This window comes from Pseudomonas sp. DP-17, assembly GCF_022380625.1.
GTDB lineage: Bacteria > Pseudomonadota > Gammaproteobacteria > Pseudomonadales > Pseudomonadaceae > Pseudomonas > Pseudomonas nitroreducens_A.
Map to the genome: position 1 here is coordinate 172,010 of NZ_JAKSXG010000013.1, position 17,694 is coordinate 189,703.

16 protein-coding genes are annotated in these 17,694 nt (G+C 64.1%); 5 read left to right on the plus strand and 11 right to left on the minus strand.

The genetic code is table 11. The features are described 5' to 3' along the window. Nucleotides 1–3 precede the first annotated feature (3 nt). A complete protein-coding gene (locus tag MJ122_RS21060) occupies nt 4–552 on the plus strand; it encodes a DUF6160 family protein (protein WP_239745925.1) in 549 nt (182 codons plus the stop codon). Nucleotides 553–556: 4 nt separating this feature from the next. On the opposite strand, the gene MJ122_RS21065 is transcribed toward MJ122_RS21060, so the two are convergent. Beyond that, entirely contained in the window at nt 557–1,195 is a 639-nt protein-coding gene (locus tag MJ122_RS21065; protein ID WP_239745926.1) for a 2OG-Fe(II) oxygenase, read from the minus strand. Nucleotides 1,196–1,295: 100 nt separating this feature from the next. Between MJ122_RS21065 and MJ122_RS21070 the strand changes: the two genes are divergently transcribed. Beyond that, nucleotides 1,296–2,036: a hypothetical protein gene (locus tag MJ122_RS21070; protein ID WP_239745927.1), complete on the plus strand. Its 741-nt coding sequence runs from the start codon at nt 1,296–1,298 to the stop codon at nt 2,034–2,036. Between the two features lie 153 nt (nt 2,037–2,189). Here MJ122_RS21070 and MJ122_RS21075 read toward each other — a convergent pair whose 3' ends face one another. Further along, nucleotides 2,190–3,128: an alpha/beta hydrolase gene (locus MJ122_RS21075; RefSeq protein WP_239745928.1), complete on the minus strand. Its 939-nt coding sequence runs from the start codon at nt 3,126–3,128 to the stop codon at nt 2,190–2,192. 123 nt (nt 3,129–3,251) lie between these two features. On the opposite strand from MJ122_RS21075, the gene MJ122_RS21080 reads away from it, so the two are divergent. Further along, nucleotides 3,252–3,827, plus strand: a complete 576-nt coding sequence (locus MJ122_RS21080; protein WP_088420042.1) for a DUF6436 domain-containing protein — start codon at nt 3,252–3,254, stop codon at nt 3,825–3,827. A gap of 88 nt (nt 3,828–3,915) precedes the next feature. Next, the gene (locus tag MJ122_RS21085) at nt 3,916–4,428 is read left to right on the plus strand and encodes a hypothetical protein (protein WP_017520814.1); all 513 of its coding nucleotides are present in this window, start codon (nt 3,916–3,918) and stop codon (nt 4,426–4,428) included. A 3-nt stretch (nt 4,429–4,431) separates the two neighbouring features. Here the strand turns inward: MJ122_RS21085 and MJ122_RS21090 are convergent, their stop codons facing one another. Continuing rightward, nucleotides 4,432–5,481 carry an AraC family transcriptional regulator gene (locus MJ122_RS21090; protein ID WP_239745929.1) on the minus strand — a complete coding sequence of 350 codons (1,050 nt, stop codon included), beginning with the start codon at nt 5,479–5,481 and terminating at the stop codon, nt 4,432–4,434. A gap of 107 nt (nt 5,482–5,588) precedes the next feature. Between MJ122_RS21090 and MJ122_RS21095 the strand changes: the two genes are divergently transcribed. Beyond that, the gene (locus MJ122_RS21095; RefSeq protein ID WP_239745930.1) at nt 5,589–7,976 is read left to right on the plus strand and encodes a penicillin acylase family protein; all 2,388 of its coding nucleotides are present in this window, start codon (nt 5,589–5,591) and stop codon (nt 7,974–7,976) included. A gap of 422 nt (nt 7,977–8,398) precedes the next feature. Here MJ122_RS21095 and MJ122_RS21100 read toward each other — a convergent pair whose 3' ends face one another. From MJ122_RS21100 to MJ122_RS21135, 8 genes are all read right to left on the minus strand, one after another. After that, entirely contained in the window at nt 8,399–9,271 is an 873-nt protein-coding gene (locus tag MJ122_RS21100; RefSeq protein ID WP_017520811.1) for an ABC transporter permease subunit, read from the minus strand. Next, on the minus strand, nt 9,268–10,149 hold the full coding sequence (locus MJ122_RS21105) for an ABC transporter permease subunit (protein WP_085988864.1): 882 nt from the start codon (nt 10,147–10,149) through the stop codon (nt 9,268–9,270). Before MJ122_RS21105 ends, MJ122_RS21100 begins: the two co-directional genes overlap by 4 nt. 26 nt (nt 10,150–10,175) lie before the next feature. Then, the gene (potA, locus tag MJ122_RS21110; RefSeq protein WP_017520809.1) at nt 10,176–11,330 is read right to left on the minus strand and encodes a polyamine ABC transporter ATP-binding protein; all 1,155 of its coding nucleotides are present in this window, start codon (nt 11,328–11,330) and stop codon (nt 10,176–10,178) included. Nucleotides 11,331–11,481: 151 nt separating this feature from the next. Beyond that, entirely contained in the window at nt 11,482–12,570 is a 1,089-nt protein-coding gene (locus MJ122_RS21115; protein WP_345772983.1) for a polyamine ABC transporter substrate-binding protein, read from the minus strand. Between the two features lie 236 nt (nt 12,571–12,806). Continuing rightward, nucleotides 12,807–13,907 (minus strand): polyamine ABC transporter substrate-binding protein, encoded by a 1,101-nt coding sequence (locus MJ122_RS21120; RefSeq protein ID WP_088420032.1) that lies wholly within the window; start codon nt 13,905–13,907, stop codon nt 12,807–12,809. Between the two features lie 118 nt (nt 13,908–14,025). After that, complete coding sequence (locus tag MJ122_RS21125; RefSeq protein WP_239745932.1) at nt 14,026–15,393, minus strand: aspartate aminotransferase family protein; 1,368 nt, start codon at nt 15,391–15,393, stop codon at nt 14,026–14,028. A gap of 61 nt (nt 15,394–15,454) precedes the next feature. Further along, nucleotides 15,455–16,813, minus strand: coding sequence for a glutamine synthetase family protein (locus MJ122_RS21130; protein WP_088420028.1), 1,359 nt, complete (start codon nt 16,811–16,813; stop codon nt 15,455–15,457). A 40-nt stretch (nt 16,814–16,853) separates the two neighbouring features. Then, nucleotides 16,854–17,603 carry a gamma-glutamyl-gamma-aminobutyrate hydrolase family protein gene (locus MJ122_RS21135; RefSeq protein ID WP_088420026.1) on the minus strand — a complete coding sequence of 250 codons (750 nt, stop codon included), beginning with the start codon at nt 17,601–17,603 and terminating at the stop codon, nt 16,854–16,856. Nucleotides 17,604–17,694 lie beyond the last annotated feature (91 nt).

Here is a 17,694-nt window from a genome sequence, read left to right on the forward strand (position 1 = left end):
GTCATGCCCCGCATCCTGCTCTGCACCGCCACCTTTGCCGCGCTGTCCTACCTGCCCTTCGCCTTTGCCGAGCTCCAGGCGCTGGACAATGAGCGCCTGGGCGCTGTCACCGGCCAGGACGGCATCAGCATCCGCGCCGACGTGCTGGCACGTATGGACAGCGTGGAGTGGAAGGATGACGGCGGCAGTGTCTCGCTGCGCAACGTGTTCATCGACAACGGCTGCGTGAGCGCCGGCGACTGCCCCGACGGACGTGGCGGCGGCCTGCCTTACGGGCCCGCGCAGTTGGGCCTGAGCCTGCCGATCTTCGGCATCGAGCAGCCGACCCTGCAGGTGGACGTGGTGCAGGGTGCCGGCGGCCAGCAGCAACTGGCGCTGACCCTGCCCGACCTGACCACCATCAACCAGCAGCTCAATGCCAGCGGGCTGCCGTCGCAGACCATCCGCCTGCGCGTGGCCGGCGATCTCTACGTGGGCGGCGGAAAGCTGGGAAGCATCGAAGTCCGCGACATCCAGGACATCAGCGGCACACTGAAGATCTGGGGGCACTGACAGCTCAGAGCGGGGCATCACCGCGGCGGCGGAACCAGCCGGTGAGCGACAGGCGCTCGTGGCTGGCCGGCAGCACTTCGTGGGGGAACTCGGCGGAGAGGAACACCACCAGCCGGCCGGCCAACGGCGGCAGGTCCAGCGTCCGTTCGTCGGGCAGGTACATCCGCAGCTCGCCGCCCTGGGTCACCGGCCAGTCACGGTTGAGATAGAACACCGCGGAGAGGGCGCGTCGGTCATCGTCGCGGAAACGGTCCAGGTGCTTCTGGTAGAACGCCCCCGGCGGATAGAGCGCAAAGTGTCCCTCGAAGTCTTCCAGGCCCAGGTACAGCGAGCGATTGACCTGCAGGCGCAGCGCGTCCAGCGCCCCCAGGTAGAGGTCGCAGGCCTCGGACTGGCCGCGCTCGAGCCACTGGATGCGGTCGCCGCGAACGCCTTCGCGCACGGCCTGCCCCTCGCCCCGGCCGATGGCGGCGGAGGCCAGCTTGCCGGCCGCGTCGCGCTCACGACACTCCGTCGCCAACTGGGCGACCAGGGCGTCGGGAAGGAAGGCATCCTGCTGCGACCAGCCCTTCTCGGCGAGGTCGTCAACGATGCGTTGCAGAAGGGGGCCTTGCATGGAGGGAGAATGGGCGTCGAAATACATGGCGCATTGTAACGTCCGGCGCCAGTGTCTCGACAAGCGGGGCAAGCCTTGCCGACAATAGTCCCCGGCGAGCGAACCCTGCCGCCCAAAAGGAGTTGCAATGCGCGTACTGCTGGCCCTCACCCTTCTTGTACTGGGCATGCCTGCCCTGGCCGACAACTACCAGCGCCTGTACCAGGCCGCCGGCTGGCCGGAACAGCGAGCACACTTCAATGACGCCCTGCACGCGGCGCAGAAGCGCTACCAGGGCAACCTGCCGCCGGCGCTGTACCAGACGCTGGTGGACAACAGCAACCAGCGCTTCGCCCCCGCCGACATCGACCAGCGCGCCTTGAACGGCCTGCGCCAGAACCTGCCGGACAGCACCGCGGCGGTGAACTTCTTCGAATCCCCCCTGGGCCGCAAGGTTGCCGGCGCCGAAACCCTGGCCACGCGCAGCGACCAATTGCAGAAGTACGCCAATGGCCTGCCGCGCCAGCAGGCCAGCGAGGCGCGCAAGCAGATCATCCATCGCCTGAGCCAGATTCTGCCCGCCCGCGAAGCCGGCGCCGAAGTCAGCCTGGCGCTGGCCAGCGTGGCCGCCGACAGCCTGAGCCAGATGCTCCCCGGCCTGCTCGGCGGTGGTAGCGCCCAGGGCATGCTCGAAGGCCAGCGGCAGAAGCTGATGAGCCAGATCGGCGCCGATCTCGACAACACCCTGCTCTATGTCTATCGCGGCCTGAGCGATGCCGAGCTGGGCCAGTTCGCCGACTTCAGCGAGTCGCCGGCTGGCCGCGATTACTACCGCGCTGCCCTGGCGGCCCTCAAGGCGGGCTTAGCAGTGTCGAACAACGGACAGTGATGGGAAAGAGCCTACACGGCATGCGGACCACTCCGAGAACCTCTGCACTTAGAATGGCACCCGCTGTACAGAGGGTGGCGCCTGAGGATCATGGCGCAAGGAGTGAAGGACACACCCTCGACCACACTGGTTCCCTCCCCCGCCTCACCCCCGCTAAGCCATCCGCTCACTGAGAAAATCAAAATAACGCCTGCGCAGCGTCTCGCTCTCGTTCGCCAGGTGGTGCCGCGCGCCCGTCAGCAGCAGGCATTCGATCTTCTCGAACTTCTCTTCCAGCACCTTCAGGTTGTAGCGCCAGTCCACCGTCTCGTCGGCGTCGCCCTGCACCACCAGCAGGCTCTGCGCGCCGTGCCCGGCCGCCTCGATGCGCGGAATCCAGCGCGCCAGTGCGCCGACCCAGGCCGTGGGCAGGATCTTCGGCTGCAGCGGATCGCGGTCGCGCAGGAAGGCGAGGAATTCGGTGTCGTTGGAGTTCTCGCTGAAGCGCCGTGGGATCGAGTCGACGAAGGGCCGCAGCATCTGGTAGCTGAACTTCGACCAACCCCAGGCCCGCGGCCGCACCAGCGGCGCCAGCAGGATGGTGCGACCCAGTTCCGGGCGCGGCGCGCCGGTGAGCAGGTAGTCCAGCAGGATCGCCCCGCCGGTGCTCTGGCCACACAGGTGCCAGGGTTGCGGCAGGTCCAGCGCTTGGGCCTGTTCCAGCAGCGCGCCGAGCACCACCTGGTATTCGGCGAAGTCACCGATGCTGGCTGCAGCGCCACCGGAAAGCCCATGCCCCGGCAGGTCGCAGGCAAGCACTGCGAAGTTCATGCCCAGCGCCCAGTCGATCACGTGGCGGTACAGGCCCATGTGGTCGTAATAGCCGTGCAGCAGCACGAGGGTGCCGCGCGCCAGCACCGGCCGCCAGTACTGCGCGGCAATCTGGTAGCCGCCGGCCTCGAAGGTGCCCAGGCGGCTCTGCAGGCCCGGATGCCGGCTGTGCAGGTCCAGGCCGTAGAAATGCTGGTACAGCGCGATGCCGACCTCGTTCGCCTCTGCGGTCAGAGGTCGCAGCAGGGTGCGCAGCAGATCGGGCTGGAAGGCTTCAGGCATGGGCGTTTCGCTTCTGGCAGGCGGGTGACGAAAGGAGCGCGTGCAGCAGCCGGATATTCTGCCGCGCCCGCCCCCGTGGCAAGCTTGTCGGCTATCTTACCGACTCTGTCACTGGTCGCCGCCATGCCCTCACGCCGAAAACCGCTGCTCACCTGGCTGATCGCCGCGCTCTGCCTGGGCGCGCTGCTCGCCACCTACTGGTGGTACGAGAACCGTTTCATCCGCCCCTTCAGCCACCAGCCGCAGCTGTTTTCCGGCGACCACCTGATGCTGCCGGCCCAACTGGCCGGCCCAGGCAAGATCCGCCTTGTGCACTTCTGGGATCCGGCCTGCCCCTGCAACGTCGGCAACCAGCAGCACCTGGGCGAGCTGATCCAGCGCTTCGGACCGCAGGGCGTGGAGTTCTTCGCCGTGCAAAAGCCTGGCACCCGCGGCCATCTGCCCGACACGCTGAACGCCATGCGTACGCTGGACTCCCTGCCCGGCGCCGAACAACTGCCGGCCAGCCCTGCGGTGGCGATCTGGGACGCCCAGGGCAAGCTGGCCTACTTCGGCCCCTACAGCGAGGGTGCGGTGTGCACCTCGGGCAACAGTTTCATCGAACCAATCCTCGACGCCCTGGTGCAAGGCCGCCACGTGAATGCGACCCACACCCTGGCGGTGGGCTGCTATTGCCCCTGGGATGGTGCGAAGCACTGAGTTGCATCAACGAAGACGAAGGCCAATCCGTGACTACACTTGGTTCGCCGGCCCATGAAGGGCCGCTCGCTACCAAGGAGCTTTTCGCATGCGTCTTCATTCCGCCCTCGCCTTCTGCGCCGCCCTCTCCACCGGGTTTGTCCTGCCCCTGGCCGCCCACGCCGAAGATGCGCCCAACAGCAAACAGGTGATGGAGCAACACAAGCAGGCCATCAACAACCGCATCGCCGACATCGACTACAAGCGCAAGCGCATCGTCGAAGCCAACATGAAGCTCACCCCGCAGGAAACCGAGAAGTTCTGGCCTATCTACAACAGCTACCGCACCGAGGCGGACAAGCTGAGCAAGCAGACCCTGGCGATCATCATCGACTACGCCAACAGCTATAACACCGGCTCGGTAAGCAACGACGACGCGGCCAAGTTGCAGAAGCAGGTGCTGGAGCTGCAGGACGACCGTCAGGACCTCAAGGAGAAGTACCTCAAGCGCATCGCCAAGGAAGTCTCTCCACAGCGCGCCCTGCGCTTCCTGCAGATCGAGGACCAGCTCGACGCCATGGCGCTGCTGGAAGTGAGCCGCGAGATCCCGCTGGCCGAATAACCCTCAGCCTTCGGTGCCGCCCTGCAGACGCTGGCGATAGCGCTCGGGCGGCATCGAGTACCAGCGCCTGAATGCCCGATAGAACGGCGACAACTCGGCAAAACCACAGGCCCGCGCTACCTCGCGTATCGCCTCGCCCTGCTCCAGCAACTGCGCGGCGCGCTGCCGGCGGACCTCCTCGCGCACTTCCCTGAACGTCTGCGCCCGGCTTGCCAGGTTGCGCTGCAGCAGCCCGGCGCGCACACCCAATTCGCGCGCACAGCTTTGCAGGGTGCACTCTCCCTCCCCCAGCCGGATTGCGATCAGGTAGCGCAGGCGATTGAGCAGGTCGTTCTCGTCCAACGTGCCCAGCTGCTCGCGCGCGTGCTCGGTGAGCAAACGATGGAGTACCGGGTTGCCGGTGCGAGACGGCCTGGCCAGCAGGGCGCGGTCGAACAGCAGCGCATCATTGGGCCTGCCGAAGCTCGGCGCCAGGCCGAACAGCCGTCGGTGCTCGCTCAAACGGCGCGGCTGCGGATGGCGGAACTCGATGGCCTGGACACGGAACTCGTCGTCGGTGATCAGCGCCAGCAGCTTGAGGAACAGCAGCATCAGGCACTCCATCTGCTGACGCAGGTTGCTGCTGCCCAGGTAGTTGAGGTCGAGGATCAGCCGGACCTGCTCGCCCTCCTCGCGCATCTGCGCGGCAAAGCCGCCGGAGAGGATGTGCTGGAAGCGCAGGAAGCTGTGCAGCGCCTCGCGCAGGTCGCTGCTGGCCATCAGCAGGTAGCCGACCACATCCAGCAGGCGCGGCTTCATCGCCTCTCCCAGGTGCAGGCCGATGTCGGCGTCACCGGTAATCTCGTCAAGCGTCGTCCAGAACAAGGGGGCGTCGTCGTGCACCAGGCGACCGCTCTGCGCCGGCGGCGGAAGCCGCACCTTCTGCAAGGCCTGGCGATAGATGTCGGTGGGGTCGAAGCCCAGCACCGAGAGCGCCTCGTACAGCTGGCGGCGCAGGGTGGCTGACTGGGTCAGCGCCGGGGTATCGGGAAAATTCAGCTCGGGGGCGGCCATGGTCACTCCTGGGATTGACCAGAGAATTCCAGCCGAGAGATGTTTGGTCAATGAGCGGCGAGCGGCAACCACTGCAGAATCGCCCCATAACAACAAGGAGTTGCCGCATGAAACGCACTTTGACTGTCCTCGCTGTCGTCATCGCCGCTGCAACGGCCGCTGGCGGCTGGTACCTGCACGGCAAGCAGCCGGTACGCGACGGACAATTGCCCCTGGCCGGCCTCGCCAGCGAAGTCACGGTTCGCTACGACGAGCGCGGCGTGCCGCACATCAAGGCCGGCAGCGAGGAGGACATGTACCGGGCGATCGGCTATGTCCACGCCCAGGACCGCCTGTTCCAGATGGAAATCCTGCGGCGCCTGTCCCGCGGCGAGCTGGCCGAGGTGCTCGGGCCCAAGCTGGTGGACACCGACCGCATGTTCCGCAGCCTGCGCATCCGCGACCACGCCGCCGAATACGTCGCCAGGCAGGACAAGAATTCCCCGGCCTGGAAGGCGCTGGTCGCCTACCTCGATGGCGTCAACCAGTTCCAGGACAGCCATCCGCGTCCGGTGGAGTTCGACGTCCTCGGCATTGCCAAGCGCCCGTTCACGCCCGAGGACACCGTCAGCGTCGCCGGCTACATGGCCTACAGCTTCGCCGCCGCCTTCCGCACCGAGCCGGTGCTGACCTACGTGCGCGACGAGCTGGGCGCGGACTACCTGAAGGTCTTCGACCTCGACTGGCACCCCGAAGGCGTGATGACTCCCAAGGCGCTGGCCGCCGCCGACTGGCAGGACCTGAGCGCCATCGCCCGCCTGAGCCACGCCGCACTGGAAAAGGCCGGCCTGCCGCAGTTCGAGGGCAGCAACGCCTGGGCCGTTTCCGGTAGCCGCACCAGGAGCGGCAAGCCGCTGCTGGCGGGCGACCCGCACATCCGCTTTGCCGTGCCGGCGGTGTGGTACGAGATGCAGGCCAGCGCGCCGGGCTTCGAGCTGTACGGCCACTACCAGGCGCTCAACCCCTTCGCCTCGCTCGGCCACAACCTGCAGTTCGGCTGGAGCCTGACCATGTTCCAGAACGACGATGTCGACCTGGTCGCCGAGAAGGTCAACCCGGACAACCCCAACCAGGTCTGGTATCACGGCCAGTGGGTGGACCTCAAGAGCGAGGAGCAGAGCATCGCGGTGAAGGGCGAGGCGCCGGTGAAGATCACCCTGCGCAGCTCGCCCCATGGCCCGCTGGTCAACGATGCGCTGGGCACCGCCTCGGGCAAGACGCCGGTATCCATGTGGTGGGCCTTCCTGGAAACCCGGAACCCGATCCTCGACGCCTTTTACGAGCTGAACCGCGCCGACACCCTGGCCAAGGCACGCACGGCGGCCTCGAAGATCCAGTCGCCAGGCCTCAACGTGGTCTGGGCCAATGCCCGGGGTGATATCGGCTGGTGGGCCTCGGCGCAGCTGCCGGTGCGCCCGGACGGGGTCAACCCGAACTTCCTGCTCGACGGCGCCAGCGGCCAGGCCGACAAGAGCGGCTTCTATCCCTTCAGCGAAAACCCGCAGGAAGAGAACCCGGCGCGCGGCTACATCGTCTCTGCCAACTTCCAGCCGGTGCCGGCCAATGGTCGCCCGGTGCCCGGTTACTACAACCTGCCCGATCGCGGTCAGCAGTTGAACAAGCGCCTGTCCGACACTTCCGTGAAGTGGGACCTGCAGAACAGCCAGGCGCTGCAACTGGACACCGCCACCGGCTATGGCCCGCGCTTCCTCAAGCCGCTGTTGCCGATCCTGCGCGAAGCCGCCGCAACCGACGAAGAGAAGGCACTGGTGGAGAGCCTGGCCAACTGGCAGGGCGACCATCCGCTGGACTCGGTGACCGCCACCGTGTTCAACCAGTTCCTCTACCAGGTCGCCGACGGCGCCATGCGCGACGAGATGGGCGACGCCTTTTTCGACAACCTGTTGTCCACCCGCGTGCTCGACGTGGCCCTGCCGCGCTTGGCCGCCGACGAGAATTCGCCCTGGTGGGACAACCGCAAGACGCCGCAGAAGGAGACCCGCGCCGATACCGTCAAGGCCGCCTGGAAGGACAGCCTGGCGCACTTGCGTGCCACCCTCGGCCAGGACTCGAAGCAGTGGCAATGGGGCAAGGCGCACACCCTCACCCATGGCCACCCGCTGGGCCAGCAGAAGCCGCTGGACCGCCTCTTCAATGTCGGCCCGTTCGCCGCTCCTGGCGGCCACGAGGTGCCCAACAACCTGTCGCACCGCGTCGGCCCGGCGCCCTGGCAGGTGGTCTACGGCCCGTCGACCCGTCGCCTGATCGATTTCGCCGACCCGGCCCATAGCCTGGGCATCAACCCGGTGGGCCAGAGCGGCGTGCCTTTCGACAAGCACTATGACGACCAGGCAGAGGCCTACATCGAAGGCCAGTACTTGCCCCAGCACTACGACGACAACGAGGTGAAAGCCAACACCAGGGGCGTCCTGCGGCTGATTCCCGTACGTCGCTGAAGCGTCCTCGACAAGAATCAGCAGAAATGAAAAACCCCCGCTCCTGCGGGGTTTTTCATTGGTGCGTTGTAGAAGAGTGCTGCGGGAGATGCCGAAGCTCCCTGGCGCGTTATTTCCCCAAGGGATAACGATCGGGGTGTTGTATTGGGCGCCGTCTCCCGCACGGAGTGCCATAAGGCGTCACTGGTAGTTTGCCGGCTACGCGGCCCGGTCCTGGTTCGGGGGGTGACCGGACAACGCATCCGAACACTTCAAGCGTAGTTGGCAATCGTCCGGGAGCGAGTCTTTGCGACCCACGGATTTTTCCGATTAATCCCGAGTTTCCAAGCACTTCGGAATAACGTGTGAGCAAAAAGCACGGGCCACCCGAAGGTGGCCCGTGGTTCGACAATCGCCGGATACTACCGGCCGACAAGACGGCGTCAGGCGGTGGCTGCCGAACCCTTCTGCCAATCGGTCGCGTTGGACTCCATGGCCTCCTGGATCGCGCGCTTGCGTCGTTCCTCGGCCTGACGGGTGAAGTACCAGGCGAAGAAGGTGAACAGCGAGACGGTCAGCAGGATCAGGCTGGCGACGGCGTTGATCTCCGGCTTCACGCCCAGACGCACGGCGGAGAACACTTCCATCGGCAGGGTGGTGGAGCCAGGACCGGACACGAAGCTGGCCAGTACCAGGTCATCCAGCGACAGCGCGAAGGACATCATGCCGCCCGCCGCCAGCGACGGGGCGATCATCGGGATGGTGATCAGCATGAACACTTTCCAGGGCTTGGCGCCCAGGTCCATGGCCGCTTCCTCGATGGACAGGTCCAGCTCGCGCAGGCGCGCCGACACCACGACCGCCACGTAGGACGAGCAGAAGCTGGTGTGGGCGATCCAGATGGTCACGATGCCGCGCTCCTGCGGCCAGCCGATCAGCTGGGCCATGGCGACGAACAGCAGCAGCAGCGACAGACCGGTGATCACCTCGGGCATGACCAGCGGCGCGGTGACCATGCCGCCGAACAGCGTGCGGCCACGGAAGCGCGGGATGCGCGTCAGCACGAAAGCAGCCAGGGTGCCCAGGGCCACCGAGGAGACCGCGGTGTAGCAGGCGATCTCCAGCGAGCGGAACACCGAACCGACCAGTTGCTGGTTGTCCAGCAGGCCGACGTACCACTTCACCGACCAGCCGCCCCACACGGTCACCAGTTTGGAGCCGTTGAAGGAGTAGATGACCAGGATGATCATCGGCACGTAGATGAAGAGCAGGCCCAACACCAGCATAATGTTGGAGAACGACCAACGCTTGTTCATACCTTGCCCTCCAGCTCTTTAGCCTGGTTCTTGTTAAAGAGGATGATGGGCACGATCAGGATCAGCAGCATCACCACGGCAAGGGCAGACGCCACCGGCCAGTCACGGTTGTTGAAGAACTCCTGCCACAGCACCTTGCCGATCATCAGCGTCTCGGGGCCGCCGAGCAGTTCCGGGATCACGAACTCGCCCACCGCCGGGATGAACACCAGCATGCAGCCGGCGATGATGCCGTTCTTGGACAGCGGGACAGTGATCTTCCAGAAGCTGGTGAAGCTGCGCGCACCGAGGTCGGACGCGGCTTCCAGCAGGCTCATGTCGTGCTTCACCAGGTTGGCGTAGAGCGGCATGACCATGAAGGGCAGGTACGAGTAGACGATGCCGATGTACACCGCGAAGTTGGTGTTCAGGATCGTCAGCGGCTCGTTGATGATGCCCAGCCACATCAGGAAGCTGTTGAGCAGGCCGTTGTTGGACAGGATGCCCATCCAGGCGTACACGCGGATCAGGATCGCCGTCCAGGTCGGCATCATGATCAGCAGCAGCAGGACGGTCTGCATTTCCTTGCTGGCGCGGGCGATGGCATAGGCCATCGGGTATCCGATGAGCAGGCACAGGAAGGTGCTGATCGCCGCCATCTTCAGCGAGCCCAGGTAGGCGTCGATGTAGAGCGGGTCGTCCGTCAGCATCAGGTAGTTGCCCAGGTTCATCACGACCTGGAGCGTCTGGTCGGCGTACTGGAACACCTCGGTATACGGCGGAATGGCCACGTCCGCTGCCGCCAGACTGATCTTCAGCACGATGGCGAAGGGCAGCAGGAAGAACAGGAACAGCCAGAAGAACGGCACACCGATCACGGCATGCCGGCCGTTCGGCAGGCGTTTCATGAGCGATTTGCTGATGTTCATGATTGCAGTACCACACCGCTGTCGTCGTACCAGCTGATGTAAACCGGCTGGTCCCAGGTCGGGCGAGCGACGTGGCGCTCGGCGTTGGCCATGAAGGCCTGGACGATGAAGCCGGAGGCCAGCTTGATGTAGTACACCGAGTGACCGCCCAGGTAGGCGATGTCGTGGACCGTGCCCTGGGCGACGTTGAAGCCTTCGTGCTCGAGGTTTTCCGGCTTCTGCGCGCTGACCATGACCTTTTCCGGACGCAGCGCGTAGGTGATGCGCTTGTTCTCGGCACGGGTGCTGATGCCGTGGCCGATGTAGATCGGGTTTTCCAGCTGCGGGCAGGCAATCACCGCGTGGTCCTGCAGGTCCTCGACGATCTCGCCGTCGAACAGGTTGACGTTGCCGATGAACTCGCAGATCAGGCGGCTGGCCGGGGTCTCGTAGATGTCCATCGGGCTGCCGATCTGCTCGATGCAACCCAGGTGCATGATGGCGATGCGCTGGGCCATGGTCATGGCCTCTTCCTGGTCGTGGGTCACCATCACGCAGGTCACGCCCACGCGCTCGATGATCTCCACCAGTTCCAGCTGCATCTGCGAACGCAGTTTCTTGTCCAGTGCGCCCATGGGTTCGTCGAGCAGCAGCAGCTTCGGACGCTTGGCCAGGGAGCGGGCCAGGGCCACGCGCTGACGCTGGCCGCCGGAGAGCTGGTGCGGCTTGCGCTTGGCATACTGGGTCATCTGCACGAGCTTGAGCATCTCGTCGACGATCTTGTCGATTTCCGCCTTGGGCAGGCCGTCCTGCTTCAGGCCGAAGGCGATGTTCTGCGCCACGCTCATGTGGGGGAACAGGGCGTAGGACTGGAACATCATGTTGATCGGCCGCTCATAGGGCGGCAGGTCGGTAATGTCCTGGCCATCGAGGAAGATGCGACCTTCAGTGGGACGCTCGAAACCAGCCAGCATGCGAAGCAGGGTCGACTTGCCCGAACCCGAACCACCGAGCAGGGCGAAGATTTCGCCCTTCTTGATGTCCAGCGTCACGCTGTCCACTGCCAGCGTTTCATCGAACTGCTTGCTGACCCGGTCGATTTTTACCAGAACCTCTTTCGGCTTCTGGTCGCCACTCAAGGCTTTCTTGTAGGCACCGGAGGCTATTGCCATTACCACAACTCCCAAATCATAGAGGCCCGGCCCCCGCGGCCGGGCATGCTTGGTATTACTCAGGGCTGGCGCAGTTTACGTGCGCCACGGAGCCTTTCGAGGGGCTCCGCGACGCTCCGTGCCCGCGCGGACGGATGGGGGGAAACCCGTCTTACTTGCCCGATTTGATCTTGGTCCAGGAACGGGTCATGAGGCGCAGGACCTTCGGCGGCAGCTCATGCTGCACGAAGAGTTTGTCGAGAACCTCCTGGGGTGGGTACACCTCAGGATTGTTGCGCACGGACTCATCCATGAATTCGCCAGCCTTGGGGTTCGGGTTGGCGTAACCGACGTAATCGCTGACCTTGGCGATCACTTCGGGCTTGAGCAGGTAGTTGATGAACGCGTGGGCCGCCTTCGGGTTGGAGGCGTCCTTCGGGATCGCGAGGATGTCGAACCAGAGGTTGGCGCCTTCCTTGGGAATGGCGTAGGCGATGTTCACGCCCTTGCCGGCTTCCTTGGCGCGGTTGGCGGCCTGGAATACGTCACCGGAGAAACCGGCCGCGACACAGATGTTGCCGTTGGCCAGGTCGGAAATGTATTTGGAGGAATGGAAGTAGGTGACGTACGGACGCACCGCCATCAGCTTGTCTTCCACCTTCTTGTAGTCCTCCGGGTTGGTGCTGTTGGGGTCCAGCCCCAGGTACTTGAGCACAGCCGGCATCATCTCGTCGCCCGAATCGAGGAAGGCGACGCCGCACTGGCTGAGCTTCTTCATGTTCTCGGGCTCGAAGAGGACAGCCCACGAATCGATCTTGTCGACACCCAGCACGGCCTTGACCTTCTCGACGTTGTAGCCGATGCCGTTGGTGCCCCACAGGTACGGCACGCCGTACAGGTTGCCCGGGTCATTCGCCTCGAGCTGCTTCATCAGGTGCGCATCGAGGTTCGACGAGTTCGGCAGCTGGCTCTTGTCCAGCTTCTGGAACGCGCCGGCCTTGATCTGGCGACCGAGGAAGTGGTTGGACGGCACGACCACGTCATAGCCGGTGCGACCGGCCAGCAGCTTGCCTTCCAGGGTTTCGTTGGAGTCGAAGACGTCGTAGACCGGCTTGATCCCGGTTTCCTTCTCGAAATCGGCGAGGGTGGTTTCACCGATGTAGTCCGACCAGTTGTAGATGTGGACGGTCTCCTGCGCCTGAACCTGCGAAGCCAGGCCGAGGACGGAGACTGCAGCGATCAGGGTTCTGCGGAAGGGAATACGCACACGTGAGTCCTCTCGTTGTTTATTGCGACTTCAGTCGGTTGCTGCCGGGGTTTCGACGGCCGGTCCGTGGATAGCGCCGAACCCTCCATCAGCACGAGAGCGCCGGGGGCTTGCGCAGCCATTCCACCGATGGAAGCTGTTTGTTGCTGCCGGTAGCGGGCGAGGGAGCGCACTCCCCCGCCGCTTGCCCGGACCATCTGCTGCCGCGCCAGGCGGCAGCGACTACCCGATTACTTGCCGGACTTGATGGTGGTCCAGCTGCGGGTCATCAGACGCTGGGTCTTCGCCGGCAGGTCCGGGAAGGCGTACAGCTTCTTCATCACTTCGTCGGTCGGGTAGATGCCCGGGTCCTTGCGAATGGCCTCGCTCACCAGCGGGGTCGCGGCGGCGTTGCCGTTCGGGTAGGACACGGTATCGCTGATCTCGGCGATGACCTTCGGCTCGAGGAGGAAGTTGACCCACTTGAGCGCGGCTTCGGAGTTCTCGGCATCCTTCGGAATGGCGACGGTGTCGAAGAACGCGCCGGCACCTTCCTTGGGAATGTTGTAGTTCACGGTGACCTTGTTCTTGGCTTCTTCAGCGCGGGCCTTGGCCTGGTACACGTCGCCCGAGTAACCGATGGCCACGCAGATGTTGCCGTTGGCGATGTCGGAGATGTACTTGGAGGAGTGGAAGTAGGAGATGTACGGACGGATCTTCAGGAATAGCGCTTCGGCTTCCTTCAGCTCTTTCGGGTCCTGGCTATCGGGCTTGTAGCCCAGGTAGTGCAGGGCGGCCGGGATCATCTCGGTCGGCGAGTCGAGGAAGCTCACGCCACACGCCTTCAGCTTCTGGATGTTTTCCGGCTTGAACACCAGGTCCCAGGAATCCACCGGGGCGTTGTCGCCCAGCGCGGCCTTGACCTTGTCCGGGTTGTAGCCGATGCCGATGGTGCCCCACAGGTAAGGGATGGCGTACTGGTTACCCGGGTCGCTGATTTCCAGGGTCTTCATCAGGTCGGGGTTGAGGTTCTTCCAGTTCGGCAGCTTGGACTTGTCCAGCGGCTGGTACACGCCCGCCTTGATCTGCTTGGCCAGGAAGGAGTTGGACGGCACCACGATGTCGTAGCCCGACTTGCCAGCCAGCAGCTTGGCTTCCAGCACTTCGTTGCTGTCGTAGACGTCGTAGACGACCTTGATTCCGGTTTCCTTGGTGAACTTGTCGACCGTGTCCGGCGCGATGTAGTCCGACCAGTTGTAAACGTGCAGCACCTTGTCATCTGCCTGCGCCATACCAGCCACAGCGCCTGCCAGCGTTACAGCGAGCAGGGATTTGCCGAAGGTCTTGAACATGCGGGTAGCTCCAGTTGTTTTTCTTGATGTTCCGGGTGGCGTGGACATCTCCTTCCGTCACCACCCGGTGAGCCTGGCCAACGCACAGGCGCAGTCTGTCAAAGGTCCGGTGAAAGACTCAAGACAGAACGGCTGCGGCGGTTTGATCGAGGCACTTGCGCGCCAGGGTGATCAGGTCATCGATCTGCGATTTCTCGATCACCAGCGGCGGCGAGATAATCATAGTGTCTCCTACCGCGCGCATGATCAGACCGTTGCGGAAGCAGTGCTCGCGGCACAGCATCCCGACACCCTTGCCTTCGAAGCGCTCGCGGGTCTTCTTGTTCTTCACCAGCTCCAGTGCTGCCACCAGGCCTACCCCGCGGGCTTCGCCCACCAGGGGATGGTCGGCCAGCTCTTGCCAGCGCTGCTGCAAATACGGTGCCGTTTCGGCCTTCACCTTCTCGACGATCTTCTCTTCGCGCAGGATGCGGATGTTCTCCAGCGCCACCGCGGCGGCCACCGGGTGACCAGAGTAAGTGAAGCCGTGGTAGAACTCCCCACCCTCATTCAGGGTATGGACGATCTCGTCGCGAACGATCACGCCGCCCATGGGGACGTAGCCGCTGGTCAATCCCTTGGCGATCGGCATCAGGTCCGGGGCGTTGCCGAAGTACTGGCTACCGAACCATTCGCCGGTACGGCCGAAGCCGCAGATGACTTCGTCGGCGATGAACAGGATGTCGTACTTGGCGAGGATCTCGCGGATCTTCGGCCAGTAGGTTTTCGGCGGAATGATCACGCCGCCGGCGCCCTGCAGGGGCTCGGCGATGAAGGCGGCGACCTTGTCTTCGCCGACTTCGAGGATCTTCTTCTCCAGTTGCTCGGCCGCCCAGACGCCGAACTCTTCCGGGTCCATGTCGCCGCCCTCGCCGAACCAGTAGGGCTGGGCGATGTGCTCGATGCCGGGGATCGGCAGGTCGCCCTGCTCGTGCAGCGCCTTCATGCCGCCCAGGCTGACGCCGGCGACGGTGGAGCCGTGGTAGCCGTTCCAGCGGCCGATGACGACTTTCTTCTGCGGCTGACCCTTGATGGTCCAGTAGTGGCGGACCATGCGCAGCACAGTGTCGTTGGATTCCGAGCCCGAACCGGTGAAGAACACGTGGTTCATGCCCTCGGGGGCGATATCGGCGATCGCCTTGGACAGCTCCAGCACCGGCGGGTGGGCGGTCTGGAAGAACAGGTTGTAGTAGGGCAGTTCCTGCATCTGCTTGTAGGCGACTTCAGCCAGTTCCTTGCGACCGTAGCCGACGTTCACGCACCACAGGCCAGCCATGCCGTCGAGGATCTTGTTGCCCTCGCTGTCCCACAGGTACACGCCTTCGGCCTTGGTGATGATGCGCGCACCCTTCTCGTTCAGCTGCTTGTAGTCGGTGAACGGAGCCAGGTGGTGATCGCGGCTGAGCGCCTGCCAGTGTTGGGTGTTGGCGCTGGTCTGGTTAGTCATCTTGATAAAACCTCTTTTCTAAGAAACACGGGGCCCGGCCACGCGCCGGACCCCACGCCGATCAGACAGAAAGCAGGAGGAACTCACGCTCCCAGGAACTGATTACTCGCTTGAAGTTCTCGTGCTCGGCGCGCTTTACCGCGACGTAGCCTCGGATGAACTTGTCGCCCAGGTATTTCTCCAGGGTCTTGCTGCCTTCCATGCACTCCAGTGCGGCCTCGATGGTCAGCGGCAGGCGCAGGTTACGCCGTTCGTAGCCACGGCCCTTGACCTGGGCACTGGGTTTGAAACCTTCGACCATGCCGATGTAGCCACACAGCAGGCTCGCGGCCAGGGCCAGATAGGGGTTGGCGTCGGCACCGGCCAGGCGGTTCTCCACGCGGCGGTTGTCCGGGGTGGAGTCCGGTACGCGCAGGCCCACGGTGCGGTTCTCCTCGCCCCACTCCACGTTCACCGGCGCCGAGGTATCGGGCAGGAAGCGGCGGAACGAGTTGACGTTCGGGGCGAACAGCGGCAGCGCCTCGGGGATCAGCTTCTGCAGGCCGCCGATGTGGTGCAGGAACAGCTCGCTCATGCTGCCATCGGCGTTGGAGAAGATGTTCTTGCCTGTCTTGATGTCGACGATGCTCTGGTGCAGGTGCATGGCACTGCCCGGCTCGCCGGTCATCGGCTTGGCCATGAAGGTGGCCGCCACGTTGTGCTTGAGCGCGGCCTCGCGCATGGTGCGCTTGAACACCACGATCTGGTCGGCCAGGTCCAGGGCATCGCCGTGACGGAAGTTGATTTCCATCTGCGCGGTGCCTTCTTCATGGATCAGGGTGTCCAGATCCAGGCCCTGCAGTTCGCACCAGTCGTACATGTCCTCGAACAGCGGGTCGAATTCGTTCGCCGCGTCGATGGAGAAGGATTGGCGGCCGGTCTCCTGGCGACCGGAGCGGCCGATGGGAGCCTGCAGCGGGTAGTCGGGATCGTCGCTGCGCTTGGTCAGGTAGAACTCCATCTCCGGCGCCACGATGGGCCTCCAGCCCTTGTCGGCGTACAGCTTGAGCACGCGCTTGAGGACGTTGCGCGGCGACAGCTCGATGGGGTTGCCCAGCTTGTCGTAGGTATCGTGGATGACCATCGCGGTCGGCTCGATGGCCCAGGGGACGAGGAATACGGCATTCTCGTCCGGGCGGCAGACCATATCGATGTCGGCCGGGTCCAGCAGGTCGTAATAGATGTCGTCCTCGACGTAATCACCGGTCACGGTCTGGAGGAGAACGCTCTCCGGCAGGCGCATGCCCTTCTCGTTGAGGAATTTTGCGGTCGGCGCGATCTTGCCCCGGGCAATCCCGGTCAGGTCGGCGATCATGCATTCCACTTCGGTGATCTTGCGTTCCTTCAACCAGCTGCTCAGCTGGTCTAACGTGCTAGTCATAAAGACCTCAGGGTTTGAGAGCCCGGCCCCAACGCCGGACTCAGCGGTTCCCCGCCCTCTTGCTGCAGGCTTTGCCGAATGCCTGGAAGATAGCGAGATAGTTGGGGTTCGTTTCGACCTGCCATTCCGGGTGCCACTGCACCCCGACGGCGAAGGCCGCACCTTCGACGGAGAAGGCTTCAACCAACCCGTCAGGCGCCAGAGCTTCTACACGAAGGCCGGGCGCCAGACGATCAACGCCCTGGCCGTGAATAGAGTTGACCTGGAACTGCGAGGGTAGCCCGATACCGGCGAAAACGCCGCCCGGCTGCACATCGACGACGTGCCGCAGCCCATATTGGATTTCGATCGGCTCACCCGCGGGTTCGCGGTGATCCATGAAGCCCGGGGCCTCGTGCACCTTCTGGTGCAGCGAGCCGCCGAAGGCGACGTTCATTTCCTGGAAGCCGCGGCAGATGCCCAGCACCGGAATTCCGGCCGAGACTGCGCGGCGGATCAGCGGCAGCGTCGTACTGTCGCGTGCGGAATCATGAGCAGTGCCGGCTTCGCTTGCGGAGCCACTATAATGATGAGGCTCCACGTTCGACGCCGAGCCTGTGAAGAGCAGACCGTCGAACGCGGCCAGCATGTCTTCCTGGTCGATCGCATCGCCCAGGGAGGGAATGATCAACGGAATGCCCGAGGCCCCTGAGATCACAGCTCTGAGGTATTTGTCGCCAGCAACATGGTAGGGTTTGGAACCGATCTGCTTGAGGCAGGCGGACACGCCGATTAACGGCAGGCGAGACATGGGACACCCGTGTTTGTAAGTGTTATGGGCTTGAGGCCGAGCTTAGCCTTGTTCATTTTTTTACACAATAGCCATGTAAAAAATCAAACAC